The organism is Methylobacterium sp. GXF4 (genome assembly GCF_000272495.1).
Taxonomy (GTDB): domain Bacteria; phylum Pseudomonadota; class Alphaproteobacteria; order Rhizobiales; family Beijerinckiaceae; genus Methylobacterium; species Methylobacterium brachiatum.
The window spans coordinates 1-25,255 of the sequence record NZ_AKFK01000013.1 but is presented as its reverse complement, the minus strand read 5'-3'; the positions used below and the strand labels follow the sequence as shown (position 1 = coordinate 25,255).

The window sequence follows — 25,255 nt, the reverse complement described above, 5'->3', positions numbered from 1 at the left end:
TAGTCGGCCCCTCACTTCTCCGCATTGCGCGGGAACAGGTTTTGCTCGACGAGACCGCAGACGATATGCGCGGCGGTGATGTGAACCTGTTGGATCAGGGGGGTCGCATCCGACGGCGCGTGCAGGCACACGTCGGCCCGCTCCGGCATCGATCCTCCCGTCGCGCCCGTGAAAGCGACGATTCGAACGCCAATCGCACGAGCGGCATCCATCGCCCTCAGCACGCTCGGCGAGCGCCCGGACGTGGAAAGCGCGAGTAAGACGTCGCCCGGACGGCCGAGAGCCAGAACCTGCCGCTCGAACACGTGTTCGTAGCCGTAATCGTTGCCGATCGCGGTAATCACGGAGGTGTCCGTCGTCAGCGCTATCGCCGCGGCGGGTGGGCGATCGTGGTTGAGCCGCGAGACGAACTCGCCCGCGATGTGCTGTGCGTCGCCGGCACTCCCGCCGTTGCCGATCGTCAGGAGTTTCCCGCCGCCGCGCAAGGAGGCGGTGACGAGATCGGCAATCTCGAGCACCGTCGCGTGGAAGCGCCGATCATCGAGGGCATCCTGGAAGGTGTCCCGGGTTTTCGTAAGGAAATTGACGATCGGGCTCATGATTACCTCGAGACGCTACCCGTTGAAGCCAGTGAGAGACAGGCTTCATGGCGTAGCGTTCAGTGATCCGCGTTTCTTCACAGATCAAACGTTGGCGAACCGAGAATTTCGGATCATCCGGAAGCCCTTGATCAGCTCCTTGATACCCCGATCGAGATCGAAATCGGGGAACCAGCCGGTCGCCTCCAGCTTCTCGTTGGACACGATGTAGTCGCGCTTATCCGGATCCTCGCCGATCGGGGCCTCGACGTAGACGAAGTTCGGAACGTGCGCCTTGATGCGCTCGCAGAGCTCCAGCTTCGACAGGTTCGCGCTCGACAGGCCGAGATTGTACGCCTCGCCACGCATCCGGCCGTGATTGTCCATCGCGTGAATGAAGCCTTTGGCGACGTCGCGGATGTGGATGTAGTTGCGCTTGAAATGCCCCTCGAAGACGAGGAGCGCTCGATCGGTCACGGCGCGATGCGTGAAATCGTTGACGAGGAGATCAAGCCGCATGCGCGGTGCCATGCCGAACACCGTCGCGAGCCGCAGGCTGACGCCGCGCCCGCTGTCGAGCACGGCCTTCTCGGCTTCCACCTTGGTGGTGCCGTAGAGCGAGATCGGTCGTAGCGGCGACTCCTCGGTGCAGAACTTGCCGGTCTCACCGACGCCGTAGCCCGAGTTGGTCGTCGGATAGACGATCATCTGCTCGCCACCCGCCCGCTGAACCAGCGCGACGACGGCATCCCGGTTCAATGTGGTAGCGCCGATCGCGTCTTCCTTGCACAACGGTGCTCCGACCAGGGCCGCAAGCGGGACGAGGACATCGTGCTTCGGCACCAGGTCGTCCAGAATCCGCGTATCGCGCGCGTCACCCTTGATGGGCTCGAACCCATCGTAGAGACAGGCGGCGGACAGGTCCGGAGTTCCTGCCTTGAATGTGTCCAAGACCGTGACGTGGTGCCCGCGTTCTAGCAACATCGGCACCAGGATCGTGCCGATATAGCCTGCGCCGCCAGTGATCAGAATGCGCATCGTGACGTCTCGTCTCATTCAGTCAGTGATGATTTGAAGCTGAGCCGCTTCACGAACAGGCGGCTACCGGCTTTGGCAGTAAATCAGGGTCGAACCATCGACGTCGACGCTGATCGGGATGACCGAGAGAGGGGCAACCCGTTCGGCTAGGCCGGGAATCCGCTCCGGATCGATCAGGGCGAGGAAAAAGCCGCCGCCCCCAGCACCGCACAGCTTCGCTCCATAAGCACCCGAGGCGACGATCGTCTCGAACAGATCGTCGAGAACAGCGTTGGAGACATCTGGCGAAAGCGTCCGCTTGATCTTCCACGACGCTGAGAGCATCTCGCCGAGCTGCGTGAGCCAGCCCGGAGCTCCGCATTCCAACAGGGAGACGCATTCCGCCACAAGGCGGTAGAGCTCGGACAATTCCCTGTCGATGGCCCGGGTCCGCGTCACGGCAATCTGCGCGGCGACAGTTGTCGTCGCACGGCGCGCGATGCCGGTATGCACGAGCACCATTGAAGCGTTGAGCTGCCGCAGCGTTGCAGAGGTCATCTGAAGGGGGGATATTCGGATCGCGGAGCCGCTGAAGTCGAACCGATTTATACCCCCGAAGGCTGCGTGAAGCTGGTCTTGTACGCCGACATTCTCGCATAAGATGTCGCGTTCGACCTCAATCGCTTTTTTCGACAACTCGATCTTCGTCGGCTTTTGTCCGAGCAGCGCATACACCGTCCGCAGGAACCCTACGGTGAATGCAGACGATGACCCTAACCCGCTGCCCGCCGCCGGAAGATCTGAGATCACGCTGACATCGAGGCGGTGGCTGAGGTCGAAATGCCTCAGGACCTCCCGAACGACTGGGTGCTCTATCTCAAAAACATTCTGACAATGCTCCAGCTTGGAGTAGCTGAGCCTGTAATTATAGTCCTGGCATCCGACCAGGCCCAAAGCAGCTATGATAATATACTTGTCGATCGCCATGCCGACGACTGCGCCCGGCTCACGCTCGAAATACTCCGGGTAGTCCGTCCCACCACCGAATAAACTAACCCGCAGCGGCGTACGCGTGACCGTGAGCATTACAGCAAACCCATTTTCACAATTCGTTTTGATGTCTCGAAGTTTTATATTTATGAATCAGTCCAGATCTTCGATATGCTGGCGATCGGCCATAACATTCATAGGATCGAGGCGCTAGGTCCATCGAAAGATATTTTATAATCAATAAATCGATCGGTCTTATGCCAAAAAACTACAATACACCATGATATATATCATCCCAATGTAAAATTAAAATTTTCAATATGCCGAAATAACGGCATGTATTTGGAATAAATATTTGTCGCGCTCTATTGGAATCGGCACGATGGTTAAGATTATGCATCGATCGGCTATGGATCGACCACTGCACACCGAAAAACTCACGGACGGGATTGCCCCGCCGCTGCAACTGCCGCGTTGCCGTTCGGGGGACGGGCACCGTCCGACCAAAAACCGGGCGGTGCTGGCCAGCGTTCTGCTCGTGCTCCGCCCTGGTCTGCCCAAGGGCGATGCTGTCGACCCGCGCACCGGCGGCAATGCTCTTCGACGGACTGATGGCCAGAGCGCATAACCTGTGCCCCGTTCGCCCCTTGCTCCACCACGCTAGGCCCCGCTGAGCGCGAGGTTTTCGGGCATCCTGAGCCCTGACGGAGGGTGGATGCCGGGCATCCGTCAGGTCAAACCTGCCATCCTCGGCCCGTCATTCAGAGGACCAACGGCGCCTGATCCAAACCGGGCCAGCCGGCATGCGGTCGCGATCCAGATCGCGAATCGCGACACCCCGCTGCCGCAGCTCAGATCGAGGCACACCAGCCCTCACGGCCAACGGAGCAAACCTCGCGTCGATGACAGGCGGGTCATCAGCGGCATCCTGCACGTGCTGAAGGCTAAGGACAGAATACGTCTTCCGCCTCCGGTCGACACATGCGCAGCGCGCTGCATTCGCCGCCGGGTCAAGCCTCACCACGGACCGTTGCACCGGCGCATTTGTCGAAGCCGTTGCCGCCCGACGACACAAGACGCATCGGATATGGCCTACTCTGCCCCCTTCCAGAAGGCGGATGCGCACAGCATGGCCAGCAAGCATTTCGTTCACCCCACTCCGCCCCCGAAAGCGACCATCAGGCTCGGTAGCTTCGACGTCCCCTGCGCGATCCTGGCATCCGACGAGGGCAGCGCCCATGTGCGCGTGATCACGGCCGGCGGGATTCCGGAGCATCTGACGCTCGTTCGCGGGGGTGAAATGCTGCGGGCGCGGGTCGCGATCCGCAAACAGGGCCCGCTGGGTCTGGATCTCTGGCTTGACCTGCAGGGCGCGCGAGACGCACAGGCCGCGTAGAGGTGCGTCGCCGACGGCGCTGCGTCGAGGATCGATCCTCAGAGGAATCGAAGCCTTCACATGAGCTCGGTCCTGTCGCCGGCCTGGCCCCGGCCCGATCCCCTCCGGGTCTCGGAGACTTCCGTATGACGACGAATCCCGTCTAGGACATCGACACCCGATACATCCGCCAGATCCAGCAGCAGCAGCAGATCGAGCTGGCGCTGATCAAGGCGGAGCGCGACACGGCCGTGCGGGACCGCGATCGGGCGCAGGCGCATTCCGATGCGATGGCCAAACTGGTCGAGGCCCTGTTGGCGAGCCTGCGGCCCTACGGGTTCAGCCGCAAGCGGTTCGTGCTCGCCATTCGCAAGGCGGCGCGCACCGTCCCGGACCGCGAGCCGGATTCGCTCCAGCACGCGGTCCTGTTCGAGGGCTCGAACAGGATTCTCGGGGGCCAGTCCCTCGGCGGCGCGCGTCTTTAGAGCGCCCGCGAACTCCCGCATCGGTCTCATGCAGAAGGTGGAACACAGGGCCATGGATGTCGAGCTCCTGACGGTGTTCAACGCCTTGATCGATCTCAGGAACAACCTGGACGACAAGCCCCATCTCCTGGAATCCGAGATCGAGTTCCTGGCCTTCGCCACGAAGATGGCCCCGTATTCCAACGCGCAGCTGCTGCAGGACCTCTGGGTCCTGTACGAGCTGAAGGAGAAGCGGCACGGCTATTTCGTCGAGTTCGGCGCCTGCGACGGCATCAGCCTCAGCAACACGCTCCTGCTCGAGAAGACCTTCGGCTGGCAGGGCGCCCTCGCGGAGCCGGCCCGGGCCTGGCACGCCGCGCTATACGCGAACCGAACCTGCTACATCTCCGACAAATGCGTCTACAAGACCGACGGGGTCGAGGTCCTGTTCGACGAGGTCGATATCGGCGAGCTGTCGGGCATGAACGACCTGGTGGAAGGCGATTTCCACGCGCAGTTCCGCCAGGAGAGCCGACAATATCCGGTGCGGACGATCTCGCTGGAGCGCTTCCTCGCGGAGGCCCGCGCGCCCAAGCGGATCGACTACATGAGCATCGACGTGGAAGGCGGCGAGTTCGACGTGCTGAACAGCTTCGATTTCACCCGCCACGACATCGCGCTGATCAGCGTCGAGCACAACTTTTCGGACAGCCGCGAGAAGATCCACGCGCTGCTGACCGGCCTGGGCTACCGCCGCCGGTTCCGGCAATTGTCCCTGTTCGACGATTGGTACGCGCGGCCCGATCTCGTGACCTCCGGCGCTTGAGAGGCCGGCACCGTGTCCGCGCAGAACGCCATCGCGATCCTCGACTCGATGTTCGACCTGTTCAAGCAGATGGGCGGCGGCATCGCGCTCGACCTGCAATGGCTCGAGATCACGCAGCGCCTCCAGCTGGTCCGCCGGGAGGTCGCCTGGTCGGCCGACATGGCCTTCGTGGCGACGAAGCTGAAGGCGCATGCCGCCCATTATGCCGCCACCTACCGGCCGCACGAAGGCTCGGAACGGATCCGGACGGCGAATACCGAGAAGCTCGACAAGGTCGTCGAGCAGTATTCGATCCTTCGCGCCCATCTCGAGCAGCAAGTGCCGGCCGCGTAGGCCCGGAGCAGGCTGTCCGCCGCGGATGCCCCCGGCGGGGTCGACGCGGTGCCGGCTCGGACGGCCTGACAAGTCCCCAGCTCCGACAGCCGAGCCGCTGCGGCCCCGTTGACTGGTTTCGGCCAGTCGCTATCGAAGCGTCGAGATACAGAGAGTCCGCGCACGAACGCGGACCCTGAGGAAACGCCGGGCCCGCGTGCCCAAATCAGGAGGGCCGCCCATGTCGTCTCCATTTCGCTCGTCCCTGTCCCGTCGCCGGTTCCTCGCGACGGGCTCGACGGCGATCCTCGCCGGGGGCGTGGCCATGCCGCACGTGGCCCGGGCGCAGCGCGCGGACTTCACCTACAAATACGCGAACAACCTGCCCGACACGCATCCGATGAATGTCCGCGCCCGCGAGATGGCGGAGGCGTTGCGCGTCGAGAGCGGCGGCCGGTTCGATCTGAAAATCTTCCCCACGAGCCAGCTCGGCTCGGACACCGACACGCTGAGCCAGCTGCGCTCGGGCAGCGTCGAGTTCTTCACGATGTCGCCGCTGATCCTCTCGACCCTGGTGCCCAACGCCTCGATCAACGGCATCGGCTACGCCTTCCCGGATTACGACGCCGTCTGGCCGGCGATGGACGGCGAGCTCGGCGCCTGGGTCCGCCAGCAGATCGCCAAGGCCAACCTCGTCGCCATGGAGAAGATCTGGGACAACGGCTACCGCCAGACCACCTCCTCGACCCGGCCGATCGCCAGCCCGGACGACTTCAAGGGCTTCCGGATCCGCGTGCCGGTCTCGCCGCTCTGGACCTCGATGTTCCGGGCCTTCGAGGCCGCCCCCGCCTCGATCAATTTGAACGAGACCTACTCGGCCCTCCAGACCAAGATCGTCGAGGGCCAGGAGAACCCGCTGGCGGTGATCGCCACGACCAAGTTCTACGAGGTGCAGAAATACTGCTCGCTCACCAACCACATGTGGGACGGCTACTGGTTCCTGGCGAACCGCCGGGCCTGGGAGCGGATCCCCGAGGATCTGCGCACGATGGTCGCCCGCCATATCAACGCGGCCGGGATGAAGGAGCGGGCCGACGTCGCCAAGCTCAATGCCAGCTTGCAGGAAGACCTGACCAAGAACGGCCTCGTGTTCAACAAGCCCGATCCGGAACCCTTCCGCGAGAAGCTGCGCAAGGCCGGCTTCTACGCCGAATGGAAGGGCCGCTACGGTGAGGAGGGCTGGTCCCTCCTGGAGAAGGCCTGCGGGAAGCTGGCGTGAACGGCCCGACGGGGCCGGCGCCGCGCGGCGGCGTCGCGCCCTGTTCGCGGCGGGTGATGAACCTCGCCCATTTCCTGCGCCGGGCGGCCCGCCGCTGGCCGGACGCGATCGGCCTCGCCTGGGGTGACCGGAGCTGGAGCTGGGGCGCCCTCGATGCCCGGGTCGACGCCATGGCGGCGGCGCTGGCGGCCCGGGGGATCGCCAAGGGCGACCGCGTGCTGGTCCAGGCCCGCAACGGCAACCCGCTGTTCGAGTCGATGTTCGTCTGCTTCCGGCTCGGCGCCGTCTGGGTGCCGACGAACTTTCGGCAGACGCCCGCGGAGGTCGCCTATCTCGCCAGCGCCAGCGGCGCCTCGGCGTTGATCTGCGGCACGGAGTTCCCCGATCACGCCGCCGCGATCCGCGCGGCCGTGCCCGAGCTGGGCCTCGTGGTCGAGATCGGCGGCTCGGCCTTCGGGCTGGATTACGACGCCCTGGTCGCCGCGCATGCCGGGGAGGCGGCCCCGACCGCCGATGTCGAGCACGACGACCCGTGCTGGTTCTTCTTCACCTCGGGCACCACCGGCCGGCCGAAGGCGGCGGTGCTCACCCACGGCCAGATGGCCTTCGTCATCACCAACCATCTCTGCGACCTGATGCCGGGCACCACCGAGGCCGACGCCTCCCTGGTCGTCGCGCCGCTCTCGCACGGCGCCGGCATCCACCAGCTCGCCCAGGTCGCGGCCGGCGCGAAGACCGTGCTCACCGGCGGCACGCGCCTGGACCCCGCGGAGGTCTGGTCCCTGGTGGAGCGGTGGCGCATCACCAACCTGTTCACGGTGCCGACCATCGTGAAGCTCATCACCGAGCACCCGGCGGTGGCGGCCCACGACCATACGAGCCTGCGCCACGTGATCTATGCCGGCGCGCCGATGTACCGGGAGGACCAGAAGCGGGCGCTGCGGGCGCTCGGGCCGGTGCTGGTCCAGTATTTCGGGCTCGGCGAGGTGACCGGCAACATCACCGTGCTGCCGCCCCGCCTCCATGCCGCCGAGGACGGGCCGGGTGTGAAGGTCGGCACCTGCGGCTTCGAGCGCACCGGCATGCAGGTGCAGATCCAGGACGGGGACGGGCGGGAGCTGCCGGCGGGCGAGACCGGCGAGATCTGCGTCTGCGGCCCGGCGGTGTTCGCGGGCTACTACAACAACCCGGAGGCGAACACGGCCGCCTTCCGGAACGGCTGGTTCCGGACCGGCGATCTCGGCCATCTCGACCCGGAAGGGTTCTTGTTCATCACCGGCCGCGCCTCCGACATGTACATCTCGGGCGGGTCGAACGTGTATCCGCGCGAGACCGAGGAGAGGCTGCTGCGGCACCCTGCCATCGCCGAGGCGGCGATCCTGGGGGTGCCCGACCCGGCCTGGGGCGAGGTCGGCGTGGCGGTTTGCGTCACCCGTCCCGGCACTGAAGTCGGCGAGGCGGAGCTGATCGCGTGGCTCTCCGGCGAGGTCGCCCGCTACAAGCTGCCCAAGCGGGTGTTCTTCTGGGACGCATTGCCGAAATCCGGCTACGGCAAGATCACCAAGCGGGCGATCCGCGAGGGGCTCGAGGCCCGCGGCTGCCTGCCCCTCGATGCCGGTTCCCCTGCCGGACGGTAACGGACCCGGAATCTGCATTCGCTGCACCGCACCCGGCCGAGACCGTAGGCGGACCGGGTCGGTGAAGATTTCGTGCGCGCTTCATGCTTTCCCTGCATGGCAGGCCGCAAAAGAGACCTCTCACGCGCGATCCCGGGCAGGCGCATATTGCACCGCAGCAACCGGGCGCCCTTGCCCGGCCCTTGTTCGGGATCGGGCACGATGGCCACCCTCGCGTATCTCGTCGGCTTCCGCTCGGAGCGCTCGCTTCTCGGCCAGGTCGCCGGCCGCCTCGAAGGCGCGCTGAAGCGCGTCGCCGCCGGTCGCTACGCCGAGCAGCGCGAGCGCGTCGCGCGCACCGGCGGCGCCGGGATGATCTGACCGGCCGACAGCGTCAGGCGAGGCGCGCCCGCGCAGCCTCGACCACGGCTTCGGCGGTGATGCCGAAATGGCGGAACAGCGCCTCCGGCGCCCCGGAGGCGCCGAAGCCGGTCATGCCGACGAAGCCGCCCTCCTCGCCGATCCAGCGGTCCCAGCCGAAGCGCAGGGCGGCCTCCACGGCGACCCGGACCGTGTCCCGCGGGATGACCTGCCGGCGATAGGTCTCGTCCTGCGCCGCGAACGCCTCCCAGGACGGCATCGAGACCACCGCGGTCGGCACGCCCTCCGCCTGGAGCGCGTCGCGGGCCGCGAGCGCCAGCGCCACCTCCGAGCCGGTGCCGATCAGCGTGACCCGCCGCGTCCCCTCGGCTTCCGCCAGCACATAGGCGCCCCGGGCGCTGCGATTCTCGGGGCCGCCCGGCCGGCGTAAGGCGGGAAGCGGCTGCCGGGAGCAGATCAGCGACGACGGCCCGTGCCGGTTGGCCAAGGCCATCTCCCAGCATTCCGCCGTCTCGACCGCGTCCGCCGGGCGCAGCACTAGCATGTTCGGGATCGCCCGGAGCGCGGCGAGGTACTCCACCGGCTGGTGGGTCGGGCCGTTGCGGCCGATGGCGATCGAATCGTGGCTGTAGACCGTGATGACCGGCAGGTTCATCAGCGCCGCCATCCTCAGCGACGGGCGCATGTAATCCGAGAAGACCAGGTAGGTGGCGCCCACCGGCACCAGGCCGCGATGGGCCGCGATGCCGTTCATCATCGAGCCCATCGCGTGCTCGCGGATGCCGTAATGCAGGTAGCGCCCGGAGCGGTCCTGCGCCGTGAAGGCGTGGAGTTCACCCTTGTGCCGGGTCGGCCCTTCGAGATCCGGGGCGCCGGAGAACAGCTCTGGGATCGCCTCCGACAGGGCGGCGACGATCTCGGCGGAGACCTCGATGCTCGGGCGCGCCGCGCCGGCGGCGGCGAGGCGGTCGCGCTGGGTCCGGAGCGCGTCGCGCCAGGTCTCCGGCAGGCGGCCGGCGCTCACCCGGTCGAACTCTGCCCGGACCGGGGCGGGCAGGGCCTCGCGCCGGGCCTGCCAGGCCGCATAGGCGGCGCGGTTGCGCTCGGCGGCGCCGCTGCGCCACGCCGCGGCGACGTCGTCCGGCACCGTGAAGGCCGGATGGTCCCAGCCCTTCGCGGCCCGGGCCTCGGCGAGGTCGGTCTCGAACACCCGCCCGCCATGAGCGCCGCGCTGACCCTCCAGCCGCGGCAGGCCGCGGCCGATCACGGTGCGGCAGGCGATCAGGGTCGGGCGCGGGTCGGACTGGGCGAGGCGGATCGCGGCGGAGACGGACTCGACGTCGTGGCCGTCCGCGTCGATCACCTGCCAGTCGGCGGCGCGGAAGCGGGCGCGCACGTCCTCCGAGATCGACAGGTCGGTGGCGCCGTCGTCGGTGATCCGGTTGTCGTCCCACAGGAAGGTCAGCTTCGCCAGGCGCAGATGGCCGGCGAGCGAGATCACCTCGTGGGCGATGCCCTCCTGCAGGCAGCCGTCGCCGACCAGCGCATAGGTGCGGTGATCCACGAGGCCGGGCCCGAACTCCGCGGCGAGCTTGGCCTCGGCCACGGCCATGCCGACGGCGTTGGCGATGCCCTGCCCGAGGGGCCCGGTGGTCGCCTCGATGCCGAGCTCGGGGGCGATCTCCGGATGGCCGTGGGTGTGCGAGCCGAGCTCGCGGAAGCGGCGGATCTGCTCCATCGGCAGGCCGGCATAGCCGGCGAGGTGGAGCGCCGCATAGAGCAGCATCGAGCCGTGCCCGTTCGAGAGCACGAAGCGGTCGCGATCCGGCCATTCCGGGTCGGCCGGGTTGCACTTCAGGTGGCGGGTGAACAGAGCCACCGCGATCTCGGCGCAGCCCAGCGGCGCGCCGGGATGCCCGTCGCCCGCCCGCTCGATGGCGTCGAGGGACAGGAAGCGGATCGCGTCGGCCATCCGGGCGGTGAGGGCTTCTCGGGTCTCTGGCATGGCGGTGGCTCGAGGTTCAGGCGTGCGTCGGGGTTTCCAAAGGGCTCAGCCCTTTGGCGGGGTATCGGGGCGGAGCCCTGATGAAGCGGTCTTGGCTGTGCAGCAGGGCTTTGCCCTGCCCCCACGAAAGGTCTCGGACCTTTCGGATCCGGGATTTTCAGAGGAACCCGATCGAGAACCAGGGGACCAGGATGATGACGACGAGGCCGACGAGCAGGGCCAGGATGTAGCCGACGATCGGGCGCATGCCCGCGTCCGGGTGGATCCGGCTGATCGCGCAGGCGGCGTAGTAGCCGACCCCGAAGGGCGGGGCGAACAGGCCGATGCCCATCGCGAGGATCACCACCATCGCGTAGTGGACCTCGTGGACGCCGACCTGCCGGGCGATCGGGAACAGCAGCGGGCCGAACAGCACGATGGCCGGGATGCCCTCCAGCACCGAGCCCAGGATGATGAAGGCGCCCGCCGACACGAACAGGAAGCCCACGGGTCCGCCGGGCAGGCTCTTCATCGCCACCGCGAGCGTCTGCGAGAAGCCCGACTGGGTCAGCGCCCAGGCCATGCCGGTGGCCGCGCCGATGATCAGCAGGATCGCCCCCGACAGGGTCGCGGTCATGACCAGCATCGGGTAGAGCCGCCGCCAATCGAACTGGCGGTAGATCAGGAGCCCCGCCAGCACCGCGTAGACGATGCCGATGGTCGAGACCTCGGTGGCGGTGGCGATGCCCTCGACCACCGCGAAGCGGATCACGAAGGGCAGGGCCAGGGCCGGCACCGCCACCACGAGGGCGCGGCCGATCACGCCCCGCGACGGCCGGGCGACATGGCTCAGGTCCTCCCGGCGGTAGCGCCACCAGACCAGGGCGCAGAGGGTCACGGCCAGAACCAGGCCCGGCATCAGGCCGCCGGTGAACAGGGCGGTGATCGACACGCCGGTGACCGAGCCGATGGTGATCAGCACGATGGAGGGCGGGATTGTCTCGGTCTGCGCGCCGGTGGTGGCGAGCAGGGCCACGAGGTCGCCCTCCTTGGCGCCCCGCGCCTTCATCTCCGGAAACAGCACGGGCGCGACCGCGGCCATGTCGGCGGCCTTCGAGCCGGAGATGCCCGAGACGAGGTACATGGCGCCGACCAGCACGTAGTGCAGGCCGCCGCGGACATGGCCGAGCAGCGAGGCCAGGAACCCGACCATCGCCCGGGCCATGCCGGTCATCTCGATCAGCAGGCCGAGGAACACGAACAGCGGCACCGCGAGCAGGATGAGGTGGCTCATACCCTCGTCCATGCGCCCGACCACCACCATCGACGGGGCGTTGGTGGTGAGCGTGATGTAGGCGTAGGTGGACAGACCGAACGCGAAGGCGATCGGCACGCCGGAGAAGACCAGGGCGCCGACGCCGAGCACGAAGAACAGCAGCAGGTTGAGGTTGCCGAGCCCCGCGAAGACGGGCTGGAGCGCGACGAGCCCGGCGGCGATGCCGCCGCCCAGCGCCAGGGCCCCGACGGTGAGGCGCCAGTCGGCGGTCTCCAGCAGGCGGATCAGCGCGACGAGCAGCATCAGGCCGAAGCCGATCGGCAGGGCGGCGGCCCGCCAGGCGTTGTTGAGCTCCAGCGCGGGGGTCTGGACGAAGGTCTCCTCGCTGGCGAATTCGAAGGCCGGCTCCAGCACCAGGGCCACGAAGATCAGGCCGGCCACCAGGGCGACCGTCTCCAGGAAGGCGCGCAGGCGCGGGCCGCACATCGCCACGATGGCGGTCATGCGCATGTGCTCGGCCCGGCGGAAGGCGACCACGGCGCCCAGCATGGCGAGCCACAGGAACAGGATCGCGGCCAGCTCGTCCGACCAGACCAGCGGCTCGCGGAACACGTAGCGGCTGACCACGCCGCCGAACAGGACGGCGATCTCGGCCAGAACCAGCAGCGCCGCCGGGATCTCCACCAGGTAGCCCAGGGCCACGTCCAGCTTGCGCAGCCAGGACCGGGCGCGCAGGGGCGGCCCCGCCAGCTCAAGCCCGGCCGCGCTCTCGACGGCCGCGATGTCGATCTGCATGGCGGTCGTTCCTCAGGTGAGTTTGCCGGATACGTCTTCGAGATGCGACCACGCCGCATCGCCGTACTTGGCCTTCCAGTCCCGGTAGAAGCTCGTCCGGCCCAGGGCCTCGCGGAAGCGCGCGCGGTCGACGTCGACGAAGCTGATACCCTTGGCGGTCAGGCTCTCGCGCAGGGACAGGCTGAGCTTGGCCACATCCGCGCGCTGGTCGGTGCCGGACCGGTCGAGCTCGCTGGAAACCGTCCGGCGCAGGTCCTCCGGCAGGCGCTGCCAGGCTTTCTTGTTGCCCAGGATCCAGTAGCCGTCCCAGACATGCCCGGTCAGGCTGCAGGATTTCTGCACCTCGTAGAGCCGGGCGGTGGCCGTGATGGCGAGCGGGTTCTCCTGGCCCTCGACGACCTTGGTCTGGAGGGCGGAGTACAGCTCGTTGAAATTGATCGGCGCCGCGCCGGCATCGAGCGCCTTGAACAGCGAGGTCAGCATCGGCGCCGGGGGCACGCGGATCTTGAAGCCCTTCAGGTCCTCGGGGGTCCTGATCTCGCGAGTCGAGGAGGTGATCTGCCGGAAGCCGTTGTCCCAGACCTTCGAGACGGTGAGGATCGGCGTCTTGGCGATCTCGGCCCGGACGTAGTCGCCGAGCCCGCCATCCATCGCCGCCCAGACCGCGTCGTAATCCTTGAAGGCGAAGCCGGTGTTGGGCAGGCTCGCGGCCGGCACGAAGGTGGCGAGGATCGAGGTGGCGAGGTTGAAGAACTCGACGCTGCCGTTGCGCACCTGCGCCAGCAGGTCGGTGTCGGAGCCGAGCTGGTTGGCCGGGAACAGCTTGATCTCCAGCCGCCCGCCGGTCGCCTCGCGGATCCGGTCGAGGGCCTCCTGCGCCCGGACGTTGACCGGGTGGGTCGGGTCCTGGCCGGTGGCGAGCTTGTAGGAGAACTCGGCCGCCTGCCCGCGCCGGGTCAGGATGCCGAAGACCGGAACGGCGGCCGCGCCCGCGAGCAGGCTGCGGCGGCTGAAACGCGTGTGGCGCATGGTTTCACTCCCTGGGTCGTCCCGAGCCGCGCGATCCCCGCCGTTAACCGGTCGTGTGGATCGTGCGGCCCTTCAGTCTTCGCGGCCCGGTACTGGTACCGGCGGACCGCTTCTGTGCGTCTCACGCGCCGTTTCTGCTCCGGCGCCAATCATCCAGGCTCAGCGGCGCGGGGACAAGCCGTGACGGCGCACAAACGCCGACACTTCACCGCCCACTGACGGATCCGCTCAGTCCCCGTTGAGGGCGCGATAGGCGCGCACCACCTGGCTGTCGTCGGCGGCGCCGTCGCCCCGGCCCGAGGTCGAGACGAAGAGCTGATGGGCCAGCGCCGCCAGCGGCAGGGCCGCGCCGGCGCTGCGTCCGGCCTCCAGCACGATGCCGAGATCCTTGACGAAGATGTCGACCGCGCTGGTCACCTCCGGCTCCGCCGCCAGCATCCGGGGCCCGCGGTCGCGCAGCATCCAGCTCGCGGCCGAGGAGCCCGAGAGGATCTCCAGCACCACCGCGCAATCGACCCCGACCCGCCCGGCCAGGGCCATCGCCTCGGCGGCGGCCGCGATATGGACGCCGCACAGGAGCTGGTTCACCGCCTTGACGGTGGCGCCCTGGCCCGGCCGCTCGCCGACATGGAAGATCCGGTCGCCGAGCGCGTCGAGGACCGGGCGGATCGCCGCCAGCGTCGCAGCCGGGGCCGCGGCCATGATCGTGAGCTTGGCGGCCTTCGCGCCGACGACGCCCCCCGAGACCGGGGCATCCACGAACCGGCGGCCGGTGGCGCGGACGCGTGCCGCGATGGCCTCCACGGCCCCCGGCGGACAGGTCGCCATCAGGACCACGATCCCGTCCGGGGCGAGGGCGTCGAGGGCGCCGTGCGCGAACAGCACGTCCTCGGCCTGGGCGGCGTTCACCACCATCAGGAGGAGCGCGTCGGCGCCGTCAGTCGCCTGTGCCAGGGTCTCGGCCGGCGCCCCGCCCAGGGCCACGACGGCCGCGCGGCTCTCCGCCCGAATGTCGTAGCCGCGCACGGAAAACCCCGCGGCGACGAGGTGGCCCGCCATCGGCAGGCCCATGGCACCGAGGCCGACGAAGGCAAGGCGGCTCAGAGCCATCCGCGGATGCTCCGCGCCATGGCGGCCGCCGAGATCCCGTAGCGGTCGTGGAGCGTCGGCAGGGCGCCGGCGTCGAGGAACTCGTCCGGCAGGCCGATCTGGCGGAAGCCGCGCTCGGGCATCGTGCCGTTGCGCATCAGCAGGCCGGCCACCGCCTCGCCGAGGCCGCCGATCACCGTGTGGTTCTCGGCCACCACCACGAGCCGGCCGCCGCGCCCGGCCTCGCGCAGGATCGTCGCCTCGTCCAGCGGCTTGATCGTCGGCACGTGCAGGACCGCCACGTCGATCCGGTCGTCGCGCAGGGCGTCGGCCACCTCCAGCGCCCGCATGGTCATCAGCCCGGAGGCGATCACGAGCACGTCGCGGCCGTCGCGGATCGTCTTGGCCTTGCCGAGCTCGAACGTGTAGCCGTACTCGTCGAGCACCAGGGGGACGTTGCCGCGCAGGAGCCGCAGGTAGACCGGCCCCTTATGGGCGGCCATGGCCGGCACCACCTGCTCGATCTCGTGGGCGTCGCAGGGGTCGATGATCGTGAGGTTGGGCATGCCGCGGAAGATCGCGAGGTCTTCCGTCGCCTGGTGGCTCGGGCCGTAGCCGGTGGTCAGGCCGGGCAGGGCGCAGGCGATCTTGACGTCGAGATTCTCCTCCGCGATCGCCAGGCAGATGAAGTCGTAGGCCCGCCGCGCCGCGAACACCGCGTAGGTGGTGGCGAACGGCGTGAAGCCTTCCCGGGCGAGCCCGGCCGCCGCGCTCATCAGGAGCTGCTCGGCCATCCCCATCTGGTAGAACCGCTCGGGATGGGCCTGCGCGAAGATGTGCAGGTCGGTGTATTTCGAGAGGTCCGCCGACAGGCCGACGATGTCGGGCCGCGTCTTGGCGAGCTCGACCAGGGCATGGCCGAAGGGCGCGGCCTTGGTGCGCTGCCCGGGGGCGGCGAGCGAGGCGATCATCGCCGAGGTCTTGAGGCTGCCGCCCTCGCGGGGCGCGGGCTTCTCGTATTTCGAGCGTCTCACCGCACCCTCCCTTCGTCCAGGATTGCCAGCGCCCGCTGCCACTCGTCCGGCTCGACGCGCAGGAAGTGGTTGCGCTCGCGCGCCTCCAGGAACGGCACGCCCTTGGCCATGCGCGTGTCGCAGATGATGATCCGGGGCTGCGGCCCCGGGTGGTTCCGGGCGGCGTCGAAGGCCGCCACCAGCGCGTCGAGGTCGTTGCCGTCGACCCGCTGCACGAACCAGTTGAACGCCTCGAATTTCGGGGCCAGCGGCTCGAAGTTGAGCACCCCCGTGGAGGCGCCGTCGGCCTGCATGCCGTTCACGTCGACGAGGCCGATCAGGTTGTCGAGCTTGAACGAGCCCGCCGACATGGCGGCCTCCCAGGTCGAGCCCTCGTCGAGCTCGCCGTCGGAGAACAGGTTGTAGACGAAGTTTTTCGAGCCCTTCCGCTTCAGCCCGAGGCACATGCCGACCGCGATACCCAGACCGTGGCCGAGCGAGCCGCCGGTGATCTCCATGCCCGGCGTGTAGGCGGCCATGCCGGACATCGGCAGACGGCTGTCGTCGCCGCCATAGCTCGTCAGCTCGTCCTCCGGGATGATCTCCGCCTCGATCAGCGCCGCGTAGAGGGCGATGGCGTAATGGCCGATCGAGAGCAGGAACCGGTCGCGGCCCTCCCATTCGGGATCCTCGGGCCGGTAGGTCATGGCGTGGAAGTAGCTCACCGCCAGCACGTCGCTGATGCCGAGCGCCTGGGCGATGTAGCCCTGGCCCTGGACCTCGCCCATGCGCAGGGCGTGGCGGCGGATGCGGTAGGCGCGCTCGCTGAGCGGGACGTTGGACCCCGCGCGGGGCCGTTCGGTCGGCAGCCTTTCGGTCGGCATGGGACTTCCCCTCAGTGGATCAGCATGCCGCCGTTCACGTCGATCACCGCGCCGGTGATGTATGCGGACAGGTCGGAGGCCAGGAACAGGCAGGCCTTGGCGACGTCGTCGGCCACCCCGAGGCGCCCCAGCGGGATGCCCTTGGCGATCTCGACCTTGAGCTCGGGGGTGAGCTTGCCGCCGGTGATGTCGGTCTGGATCAGGCCGGGCGTCACGGAATTCACCCGGATCCCGTCGGGGCCGAGTTCCCGGGCCATGGCCTTGGCGAGGCCGAGCACGCCGCCCTTGGCGGCGCTGTAATGCGGGCCGCCGAAGATGCCGCCGCCGCGCTGGGCCGAGACCGAGGACATGCACACGATCGCCCCCGAGCCCTGGCCGCGCATCCCCGGGATCACGGCCTGGCTCATGTAGAGGGTGCCGCGCAGGTTCACGTCGGTGACCGCGTCGTAGTTCTCCGGCGCGATCTCCATGATCTTGAGCGGCTGGGTGATGCCGGCATTGTTGACCAGCACGTCGATGCGCCCGAGCCGGGCGACGATCTCCTCGGCGGCTCGGTCACAGGCGGCCCGGTCGGTCACGTTGCAGGCGAGTCCGATATGGCCGGGGCCGATGTCGCGGGCGGCCTCCTCGGCCTGGCCGGCATCGAGGTCGAGCACGGCGATGCGGGCGCCGGACTGGGCGAACAGGCGCGCCGTGGCCTTCCCGATGCCGCGGGCGGAGGCCGCCCCGGTGATCACGCAGACCCGATCGTTCAGCAGCATGGGACCCTCCCGGCGATCCGCGCGCGTGCGGGATCGAAGCCTGTCGTCGCGACGGAGGCTGAGGCCGGCGACCGCGATCCGGGGATCGGCGGCCTCGCGGTGACGTTTCCTCGCGTCTTGTTCGTTGCGGCGACATTGGCCCGGGGCCGCCCGCGGGACAAACGCGAATCCTGCACCCGCAGGTGAATGAGATTCACCTGCCCTCGGGTTTCAGGCGAGCTCGGCGTCCAGCTCGATCGCGAGTTCCCGGGCGAGCCAGCGGGCGAAGACCCGCAGCGGCGCCCGGCGGCGGGCATCGGCCGGGCAGACGAAATGGTGGCCGGTGTAGCTGATATCCTCCGCCCGCCCGGCCAAAGGCGCGACCAGGCGGCCGGCGGCGATCTCCCGCTCGGCGAGCCGGGTGGATTCGAGGGCGACGCCCAACCCGTCGGCCGCCGCCGCCAGGGCCAGGAAGCTCCGGTCGAAGCGGATCGCGGCGGTGGGCGGCGCGGTCAGCCGGTTGCGCTCGAACCAATGGGTCCAGCGCACCTGCTTGTTGTCGCTCTGGATCAGGGTCTGCGCGAACAGGTCGGCGGGGCCGGCGATCCGGGCGGCGCGCTCGGGATCGCAGAGCGGCGTCACGGTCTCGAGCCCGAGCGGCATGCGCACTAGGCCCTCGCCCCGGGGCGGCCCGTAGACGATGTCGGCGTCGAACTCGTCGGTGATGAACCGGGCGTAGTCCATGCCGGCGGCGAGCCGCACCTCGAAGCCCGGATGCTCGCTGAGGAAGCGCGCCAGTCGCGGCGCGAGCCATTGCGCGGCGAAGCTCGGGGCGCAGTGCAGCCGCAGCAATTGCGGCCCGCGATTCGCCACGAGGTCGAAGCCGCGGTTCAATTCGGCGAAGGCCCGGCCGACATGGTCGCACAGGGCCTCGCCGGCCGGGGTCGGGGTGATGCCCTGGCCAGTCCGCTCGAACAGGGCGACGCCGAGGGTCTCCTCCAGCTTGCGCACGGCGTGGCTGACCGCGCTCGGCGACAGGTTCAGCTCGCCGGCCGCCGCCTTGAACGAGCGTCGCCGCGCGGCGGCCTCGAAGATCCGCACGGCGGACAGGGGAACGGGCGAACGCATCCGCGGCAGGATGGGCCCGCGCTCAGGGTGCTGGCAATGGCCGCGGGGCGGATCCCGGCCGGCGGAACGGCCTCACGCCGCCAGGGCCGCGCTTCCGTCCCGGCCGTGGGCCTGATCCATGATCTCGCCCATCCGCTCGCCGACGGCGATCGCGATACGCTCGGAGGCGGCGCCCTCGGAGCCCTGCTGGCAGATCCGGGTGAGGACGTCGGTGACGCGCTGTTCCATGACGGCCAGGATGGCCGCGGCGGCCGCGGGCTGGGCGCCGCGGAGCACGGCCGCGAGGTCGCAATAGGCGTCCTGCAGGAGCCGCAGCGTCAGGCGCTCGACAGCCTGCTCGTCTTCCGCCTTCAAGGCACCCATGCCACGCCTCCCTCAGGTCGCTCGCGGCAACTTGGGCAGGACCCGTTAACGGCGCGTAAACCGAACGCGACTGGAGACGCGATCCGCTAACCATGCCGGGCCGCGGCGGCCCGGGATCAGCAGCCGGAGCAGATGCCGCTCGCCGCATTGCGCCCGCCCTTGAGCAGGCGGTCCATCATCGCCTCGCGGTCGTAGGTCCGGGGCGCGGCCCCCGCCGGCGCCGGCTGCCCCGCCGCCGCGAGAGCCGGCGGCTTCAGGAGATCCCCGGGGTGCAACGCCTCCCAGGTCATGCGGCTGCGCCGGGACGAGTCGAGGACCGCGTTCGGGCTCAGCCCGCGCGGCTCGAAAGCCGCGACCGGGACCGTCAGGGTGCCGGGGATGACGATGCGGGGCAGGGCGGCCGGCGCCTCGACCGGAGCCTCCGGAACCGTCGCCACCGGCACCGCGGCACCGGATGAAACCGTGCGCGGCAAGGCGCTGTAGGCCGTCGGGACATTCGGCAGACGCGCGCACGCCCCCGTCACGAGCACCAAGCCGAGAGCTGCCATCCGCCTTACACCGTTCATGAGCACCCTGATGCCAGACTCGGCCCTAATCGTCGGCCGCGATCCGTGGAATTAACCATATATCCGGCCGTTTGTCGAGGCTGAGCGCCGGAAACGACCGGGAGACAATCCAACAATACTTCAGGAGATTGCAAAATAGCGCGATCATCTCGAGGAGATCAGCCACGGCCACCCGAAGCATCGCGGGCACCGCCGTTCCGATGGCGCGCCCGCGGCGTGCGTATTGAATACCGACGGCCCAAGAAAACGGTTTGCTCGGCCGCACCGACACGGCAACAGGAAGCTTGGCGGCTTTTGGCGACCGCCGAGATGGGTCATGACGCGCGTTGCACACTCTTGGATGGCGGCGCTTTCTGCATTCGCCATCGCGTTGCCGAGCATCAGCGCGGCCTTGCCCGCGAGCCGGAGCGCGGACCATGCCGGTGCGGGCATCGATCGCGCCGGGCTCATCGCGGAAAGACAGCAGCAGCGCTGGCAGCAGCTTTCGCTCTCCATCTGCACGGGCTGCATCACGGCGGCCAACCGCGTCGCCCCGGTCAGCTACGACAAGCCGAGCCTGGCCGAGCTGGCGCGGCCGAATCCGCGCGTGACGATGGCCGCGCGCCGCCCGCGGGCGAAGGTCCGGCTCGCCCAGCTGCGCAAGCGCTACGCCCGGCTCCAGCGGCACGACCGCCGCAGGATCGCCGCGCGGGCGCGTCCGGTCCGGCTGGCGAAACGCCTGGCCCCGCGGAAGCTCGCGCATCTCCAGACGGCGCCGGTGGCATGGCCGGTCGGGTCGATCCCCGTCGCGTACCGGCTGCCCGAGCGTCCGGTCGAGCGCCCGTGGGTGCCGCAGGACGACAACCGCTGGCACGCGACGATCCTGCCGGCCTCGTCGCTGCGCCCGCGGCGATCCTGACGCGTTCCGAGACGGCACCGCATCGGACATCGGGACCGGGCCCAATACGCCGCACCGCAGGCGGGGCGGCCGGTTGAACCGCGCCGCCCGCGTCACGTTGTGCCGGCGGAGTCCCCCATGATCGTCATCCGCCTCCTCGTTGCCGGCTTGGCCGTCGCGCTCAGCCTCGGCGCCGCGCGGGCGGTCGATCGCGATCCGACCGGCGGCATCGCCCCTCCCGCCGCGGTCGAGCCGGTCCAGGATGCCGCCATCCTCGGAGACACCGCGCGGAACCTCGCGGTCACGCTGCCGGAGCAGAGCGTGACCACCACGGCGGCGCCGAAACCGCTGCCGCCGCTGAAGCCCCTGCCGAAATGGGATCCGCGCGTCTGCATCGGTTGCTGAGCCGCCGTCATCGCGGCCGGAGCCGGCGCACGGCCCGTCCCGCAGGGCTGCCCCGATGCATCAGGTCGCTGGTTGTCGGCGGAACTTGGCAGCGCCCGGGCGCGTCGGCTCCGTGAACCCCCACACGCTTCAGAGCCTGACCATGCGCATCCTTCTCCTCGCCGGCCTCTGCCTGTCGCCGCTCGTCTCGACCCCGGTCCTGGCCCAGGTCCAGCAGAACAACCCGAACGCCGCGAACCAATCCATGGAGTACAACAGCCAGATGCGCTCGCTGCGGCAGGAGCAGACGACGCAGGGCAACACGCTCCAGATGAACATCGAGCGGAACCAGGCCGCGACGCCCAGCCCCAATACCGGGCCGAACGCGATCGCCCCGATCGGCGGCGGCACCGGCGTGGGCGTCGGCCGCTGACCCGACCGGTCGAAGAACCGCGGGTTCACCGCCCGGGCCAGCCGGGGCGGTGAACCCGTGATCGCATGGCGTCCGCGGATGTCGTGCCGCCGATAACCGTCACGCCGCCGCGGGGAGGGCGGGGCGGGTCTCGATCGCCTTGCGCACGATCGCCTCGACCGCTTCCCGCCGCGCCCCGGACAGGGGCTTGCGCGGGCCCCGCACGTGCTCGGTCGAGTTGATGGCGAGGGCTTCGGCGAGCTTGATGTTCTGGACCAGGTAGGTCGAGACATCGAGGTCGAGGAGCGGCCGGAACCAGCGGTAGATCGCCAGCGCCTCCTTGAGGCGGCCGGCCTGCATCAGGCGGTAGATCGCGACCGTCTCGGCCGGGAAGGCGCAGACGAGGCCGGCGACCCAGCCGCAGGCGCCGACCGCGAGGGCTTCGAGAGCGAGGTTGTCGACGCCGGTGAGCACGGCATAGCGGTCGCCCAGCCGGTTGATGATCTCGGTGGTCCGGCGGATGTCGTCGGAGGATTCCTTGATGGCGACAAAGCGCGGATCCGCGGCCAGTGCCTCCATGATCTCCGGGGTGACATCGACCCGGTAGGCGACGCGGTTGGAATAGATCATCACCGGCAGGTCGCCCGCGGCCGCGACGGCCCGCAGGGTCTCGACCGTCTCGGCTGGGTCGGTGTGGTAGATCGGGCTCGGCACCACCATGAGGCCGCTGGCCCCGGCCTTGGCCGCCTTGGCGGCGAGTTCGCAGGCCTCGCGGGTGCCCGCCTCGGAGACGGTCAGCAGGGTCGGCTTGCCCTTGGTGACCGACTGGGCCCGCTGGAGCACCGCGATGCGCTCGTCGTGGGACAGCATCGGCCCCTCGCCCAGCGAGCCGCACACGATGATGCCGTCGCAGCCCGCCTCCATCTGGACGCTGAAGCAGCGCTCCATCTCGGCGTAGTCGAGGCTGCCGTCGGGCTTGAACTTGGTCGTGACGGCCGGGATGACACCTGTCCACATGGTCGAAGATCCTTCTGCATCGAGGGGTTGAACGGCACCGCGCCTGGGCCGCGCGGCCATGGCTTCGCCCACGCCTCGTGCGGCGCGGCGGCGAACTCGGGCTGCCCGTCGGGGCAGGGGGCGCGGCTCAGGCCGCCTCGGCGGCCGGCGCGCGGGTGGCGGTCAGGACCGGGCGCCTCTTGCCCCGCTCGGCCCGGCGCCGGCGCAGGTGCAGGAACTCGCCGACGAGGCCGCGCCGGAAGAACGAGACGCAGACGATGAAGATCAGGCCGATCACCACGGTGACGAGGTCGCCGATGGTCGCGAGGTAGTTCTGCAGCCCGACCACGAGCCCGGCCCCGAGCAGCGGCCCGAAGATCGTGCCGACGCCCCCGAGCAGGGTCATCAGCACCACCTCGGTCGAGGTGTGCAGCGAGACGTCGTTGAGGGAGACGAGCTGGAACACCAAAGCCTTCATCGCCCCGGCATAGCCGGCCACCGCCGCCGAGATCACGAAGGCCAGGAGCTTGAACCGGTCGGTGTCGTAGCCGAGCGAGGTCGCCCGGGCCTCGTTGTCCCGCACCGCCTGCAGGATCTGGCCGAAGGGCGAGTGGACGACGCGGTCGACGAACAGGAAGCCCGCCGCGAACAGCGCCAGCGTCACGTAGTACATCGCCGTGTCGGAGGAGAGGTCGAGCCCGAACAGGCTGCCGCGCGGGATGCCCTGGAGCCCGTCCTCGCCGCCGGTCCAGCGGAACTGCACCGCCAGGAAGTAGACGATCTGCGAGAGCGCCAGGGTGATCATCGCGAAGTAGATGCCCCGCCGCCGGATCGCCAGGCCCCCGATGGCGAAGCCGACCAAAGCCGCCGCGGCGACGCCCGCCACGAAGGCCGCCGGCATCCCCAGCGGGTGGTTGCCGAACCGGATCATCAGGGCGCCGGTGACGTAGCCGGCGCTGCCCAGGAAGGCGGCGTGCGCGAAGGAGACGAGCCCGGTAAAGCCCAGGAGCAGGTTGAAGGCGCAGGCGAACAGCCCGTAGCACATCACCTTCATCACGAAGACCGGGTAGATCAGCCCCGGCACGAACGGCACGACCAGGGCGAGCCCGACCAGGACGAGAAAGATCTTGACGGTGTTCGACATCGGCTCCCCTCAGGCTTCGCGGCCGAACAGGCCGGCCGGGCGCACCAGCAGGGCCAGCGCCATGATGACGAACACCACCACGGTGGAGGCCTCGGGGTAGACCACCTTGGTCAGCCCCTCGATCAGCCCGAGGGCGAGGCCGGTCATCATCGCGCCGAGGATCGAGCCGAGCCCGCCGATCACCACCACGGCGAAGACGATGTTGAGCAGGTTGCCGCCCATCAGCGGCGTCACCTGCATGATCGGGGCGGCCAGCACCCCGGCGATGCCGGCGAGCGCCACGCCGAACCCGTAGGTGAGGGTGATCATCACCGGCACGTTGATGCCGAAGGCCTGGAGCAGGCGCGGGTTCTCGGTGCCGGCGCGCAGATAGGCGCCGAGCTTGGTCCGCTCGAACAGGTACCAGGTGCCGAAGCAGATCAGCAGCGAGGCCACGACCACGAAGACGCGGTATTTCGGCAGCAGCATGAAGCCGACATCGACCGGCCCCTGCAGGATCTCCGGCGGCTCGTAGCCCTGGCCGGAGACGCCGAACGCGTAGCGGAACGCCCCCTCCATCACCAGAGCCACCCCGAAGGTCAGGAGCAGGCCGTAGAGGTGGTCGAGATGGTAGAGCCGGCGCAGCAGCGTGCGCTCGATGACCATGCCGAACAGGGCGACGCAGAGCGGCGCCAGCACCAGCGCGACCCAGAAATTGATCTGGAAGTCGGGATAGCCGAGCCAGGGCCCGATCTGGGTCAGCCCGATCCAGGCCAGGAAGGCGGCCATCATGAACTGCGCCCCGTGGGTGAAGTTGATGATGTTGAGCAGCCCGAAGATGATCGCGAGCCCCATGCTCAGCAGGGCGTAGAAGCAGCCGCCGATCAGGCCGATGGTGAGCTGGGCCAGGAAGGCCTGGAGGGTGATGTCCATCGCGGGGTCACCGGCGGGTTGGAGGGGTCGAACGGTCTTTTCGGGGCTGCGCCACAAGGGCTACGGCTCCACAGGGTCGAGGCACCGTCGCTCTTGCAGGGCTCGACGTGCCCCCTCTCCCGAGCGGGAGAGGGGACCCGCGCCTTCGACGGCGCAAACCTCTGGAGTCCGCGGCCACACCGGGTAGGGGACGCACCATCCCGAAGGCCGGTGCGCGCCCTTGCGCGACAGCGTTTCACCCCTTGGCGTTGAGCGGGCAGGCATCGGACGGCTTCGGGAACACCTCGTCGCCGCTCAGGACCGCCCGGACGTTGTAGAAGTCCCAGTCGCGCTTGGATTCCGACGGCTTCTTCACCTGCAGGAGCAGCATGTCGTGGACGAGGGCGCCGTCGGCGCGCAGCCTGCCGTTGCGGATCACCGCGTCGTCGATGGTCATGGTGCGCAGCTTGGCCATCACGGCGCCGGCCTCGTCGGTGCCCGCCGCCTGGATCGCCTTGAGGTAGCTCAGCACGGCCGAGTAGACCGCCGCCTGGGACGCGCTCGGCATGCGCTTCATCTTGGCGAAGTACTTCTCCGCGAAGGCGCGCGAGCGGTCGTCGTAATCCCAGTAGAAGGCTTCCGTCAGGTACATGTCCTGGGCCTTGGCCAGCCCGAGGCTCTTCACGTCGGTGATGTAGGTCAGCAGCGGCGCGATCACCTGCTTGTCGCTGCGCCCGATGCCGTACTCGGCGGCCTGCTTGACGGCGTTGACCGTGTCGCTGCCGGCATTGGCGAGCGCGATCACCTGCGCGCCGCTCCCCTGGGCCTTCAGCATGTTCTCGCAGG

27 protein-coding genes are annotated in these 25,255 nt (G+C 69.0%); 10 read left to right on the top strand and 17 right to left on the bottom strand.

Features of this window, described 5'->3' with window-relative positions; translation table 11 throughout:
* Positions 1-11: 11 nt before the first annotated feature.
* From WYO_RS02480 to WYO_RS02470, 3 genes are all read right to left on the bottom strand, one after another.
* Positions 12-599, bottom strand: coding sequence for a D-sedoheptulose 7-phosphate isomerase (locus WYO_RS02480; RefSeq protein WP_007558643.1), 588 nt, complete (start codon positions 597-599; stop codon positions 12-14).
* 84 nt (positions 600-683) lie between these two features.
* On the bottom strand, positions 684-1,616 hold the full coding sequence (locus tag WYO_RS02475) for an NAD(P)-dependent oxidoreductase (RefSeq protein ID WP_007558640.1): 933 nt from the start codon (positions 1,614-1,616) through the stop codon (positions 684-686).
* Positions 1,617-1,679: 63 nt separating this feature from the next.
* Positions 1,680-2,681 (bottom strand): GHMP kinase, encoded by a 1,002-nt coding sequence (locus WYO_RS02470; protein ID WP_007558638.1) that lies wholly within the window; start codon positions 2,679-2,681, stop codon positions 1,680-1,682.
* A gap of 991 nt (positions 2,682-3,672) precedes the next feature.
* Between WYO_RS02470 and WYO_RS31390 the strand changes: the two genes are divergently transcribed.
* From WYO_RS31390 to WYO_RS31385, 7 genes are all read left to right on the top strand, one after another.
* On the top strand, positions 3,673-3,981 hold the full coding sequence (locus tag WYO_RS31390) for a hypothetical protein (RefSeq protein ID WP_039902015.1): 309 nt from the start codon (positions 3,673-3,675) through the stop codon (positions 3,979-3,981).
* A 230-nt stretch (positions 3,982-4,211) separates the two neighbouring features.
* Positions 4,212-4,445: a hypothetical protein gene (locus WYO_RS28885; RefSeq protein ID WP_007558634.1), complete on the top strand. Its 234-nt coding sequence runs from the start codon at positions 4,212-4,214 to the stop codon at positions 4,443-4,445.
* Between the two features lie 52 nt (positions 4,446-4,497).
* Complete coding sequence (locus WYO_RS02455) at positions 4,498-5,250, top strand: FkbM family methyltransferase (protein ID WP_007558632.1); 753 nt, start codon at positions 4,498-4,500, stop codon at positions 5,248-5,250.
* A gap of 12 nt (positions 5,251-5,262) precedes the next feature.
* Positions 5,263-5,583 carry a hypothetical protein gene (locus WYO_RS02450; RefSeq protein WP_007558630.1) on the top strand — a complete coding sequence of 107 codons (321 nt, stop codon included), beginning with the start codon at positions 5,263-5,265 and terminating at the stop codon, positions 5,581-5,583.
* Between the two features lie 220 nt (positions 5,584-5,803).
* Complete coding sequence (locus WYO_RS02445) at positions 5,804-6,841, top strand: TRAP transporter substrate-binding protein (RefSeq protein ID WP_007558628.1); 1,038 nt, start codon at positions 5,804-5,806, stop codon at positions 6,839-6,841.
* On the top strand, positions 6,838-8,478 hold the full coding sequence (locus tag WYO_RS02440) for an acyl-CoA synthetase (RefSeq protein ID WP_007558625.1): 1,641 nt from the start codon (positions 6,838-6,840) through the stop codon (positions 8,476-8,478). The genes WYO_RS02445 and WYO_RS02440 overlap by 4 nt, the downstream gene beginning before the upstream one ends.
* A 201-nt stretch (positions 8,479-8,679) precedes the next feature.
* Positions 8,680-8,838 carry a hypothetical protein gene (locus WYO_RS31385; RefSeq protein WP_007558623.1) on the top strand — a complete coding sequence of 53 codons (159 nt, stop codon included), beginning with the start codon at positions 8,680-8,682 and terminating at the stop codon, positions 8,836-8,838.
* 13 nt (positions 8,839-8,851) lie between these two features.
* On the opposite strand, the gene tkt is transcribed toward WYO_RS31385, so the two are convergent.
* From tkt to WYO_RS02390, 10 genes are all read right to left on the bottom strand, one after another.
* Positions 8,852-10,843, bottom strand: coding sequence for a transketolase (gene tkt / locus WYO_RS02435; RefSeq protein ID WP_007558621.1), 1,992 nt, complete (start codon positions 10,841-10,843; stop codon positions 8,852-8,854).
* Positions 10,844-11,000: 157 nt separating this feature from the next.
* A complete protein-coding gene (locus WYO_RS02430) occupies positions 11,001-12,893 on the bottom strand; it encodes a TRAP transporter large permease subunit (RefSeq protein ID WP_007558619.1) in 1,893 nt (630 codons plus the stop codon).
* 12 nt (positions 12,894-12,905) lie between these two features.
* Positions 12,906-13,922 (bottom strand): TRAP transporter substrate-binding protein, encoded by a 1,017-nt coding sequence (locus WYO_RS02425; protein WP_007558617.1) that lies wholly within the window; start codon positions 13,920-13,922, stop codon positions 12,906-12,908.
* A gap of 228 nt (positions 13,923-14,150) precedes the next feature.
* Complete coding sequence (locus tag WYO_RS02420; protein ID WP_007558615.1) at positions 14,151-15,032, bottom strand: NAD(P)-dependent oxidoreductase; 882 nt, start codon at positions 15,030-15,032, stop codon at positions 14,151-14,153.
* Positions 15,023-16,045 (bottom strand): transketolase family protein, encoded by a 1,023-nt coding sequence (locus WYO_RS02415; RefSeq protein ID WP_007558612.1) that lies wholly within the window; start codon positions 16,043-16,045, stop codon positions 15,023-15,025. The genes WYO_RS02420 and WYO_RS02415 overlap by 10 nt, the downstream gene beginning before the upstream one ends.
* Entirely contained in the window at positions 16,042-16,908 is an 867-nt protein-coding gene (locus tag WYO_RS02410; RefSeq protein ID WP_007558611.1) for a transketolase, read from the bottom strand. Before WYO_RS02410 ends, WYO_RS02415 begins: the two co-directional genes overlap by 4 nt.
* An 11-nt stretch (positions 16,909-16,919) precedes the next feature.
* Complete coding sequence (locus tag WYO_RS02405) at positions 16,920-17,669, bottom strand: glucose 1-dehydrogenase (RefSeq protein WP_007558609.1); 750 nt, start codon at positions 17,667-17,669, stop codon at positions 16,920-16,922.
* Positions 17,670-17,879: 210 nt separating this feature from the next.
* The gene (locus WYO_RS02400) at positions 17,880-18,776 is read right to left on the bottom strand and encodes a LysR substrate-binding domain-containing protein (protein WP_007558607.1); all 897 of its coding nucleotides are present in this window, start codon (positions 18,774-18,776) and stop codon (positions 17,880-17,882) included.
* A 72-nt stretch (positions 18,777-18,848) separates the two neighbouring features.
* Positions 18,849-19,139, bottom strand: coding sequence for a hypothetical protein (locus WYO_RS02395; protein ID WP_007558605.1), 291 nt, complete (start codon positions 19,137-19,139; stop codon positions 18,849-18,851).
* Between the two features lie 116 nt (positions 19,140-19,255).
* Positions 19,256-19,687, bottom strand: a complete 432-nt coding sequence (locus WYO_RS02390) for a hypothetical protein (protein WP_052311399.1) — start codon at positions 19,685-19,687, stop codon at positions 19,256-19,258.
* 334 nt (positions 19,688-20,021) lie between these two features.
* Between WYO_RS02390 and WYO_RS02385 the strand changes: the two genes are divergently transcribed.
* The 3 genes from WYO_RS02385 to WYO_RS02375 all read left to right on the top strand — a co-directional run bounded on the left by WYO_RS02385 (position 20,022) and on the right by WYO_RS02375 (position 21,399).
* Entirely contained in the window at positions 20,022-20,603 is a 582-nt protein-coding gene (locus WYO_RS02385; RefSeq protein WP_007558601.1) for a hypothetical protein, read from the top strand.
* Positions 20,604-20,720: 117 nt separating this feature from the next.
* Positions 20,721-20,987, top strand: coding sequence for a hypothetical protein (locus WYO_RS02380; protein WP_007558599.1), 267 nt, complete (start codon positions 20,721-20,723; stop codon positions 20,985-20,987).
* Positions 20,988-21,129: 142 nt separating this feature from the next.
* Positions 21,130-21,399 (top strand): hypothetical protein, encoded by a 270-nt coding sequence (locus WYO_RS02375; protein ID WP_039902018.1) that lies wholly within the window; start codon positions 21,130-21,132, stop codon positions 21,397-21,399.
* A 99-nt stretch (positions 21,400-21,498) separates the two neighbouring features.
* On the opposite strand, the gene WYO_RS02370 is transcribed toward WYO_RS02375, so the two are convergent.
* From WYO_RS02370 to WYO_RS02355, 4 genes are all read right to left on the bottom strand, one after another.
* The gene (locus tag WYO_RS02370; protein ID WP_007558595.1) at positions 21,499-22,395 is read right to left on the bottom strand and encodes a dihydrodipicolinate synthase family protein; all 897 of its coding nucleotides are present in this window, start codon (positions 22,393-22,395) and stop codon (positions 21,499-21,501) included.
* A gap of 127 nt (positions 22,396-22,522) precedes the next feature.
* Entirely contained in the window at positions 22,523-23,518 is a 996-nt protein-coding gene (locus WYO_RS02365) for a branched-chain amino acid ABC transporter permease (RefSeq protein WP_007558592.1), read from the bottom strand.
* Between the two features lie 9 nt (positions 23,519-23,527).
* The gene (locus WYO_RS02360) at positions 23,528-24,430 is read right to left on the bottom strand and encodes a branched-chain amino acid ABC transporter permease (protein ID WP_007558590.1); all 903 of its coding nucleotides are present in this window, start codon (positions 24,428-24,430) and stop codon (positions 23,528-23,530) included.
* A 235-nt stretch (positions 24,431-24,665) separates the two neighbouring features.
* Positions 24,666-25,255: ABC transporter substrate-binding protein (locus tag WYO_RS02355; protein WP_007558588.1), on the bottom strand; the 590-nt coding region annotated here is incomplete at its 5' end.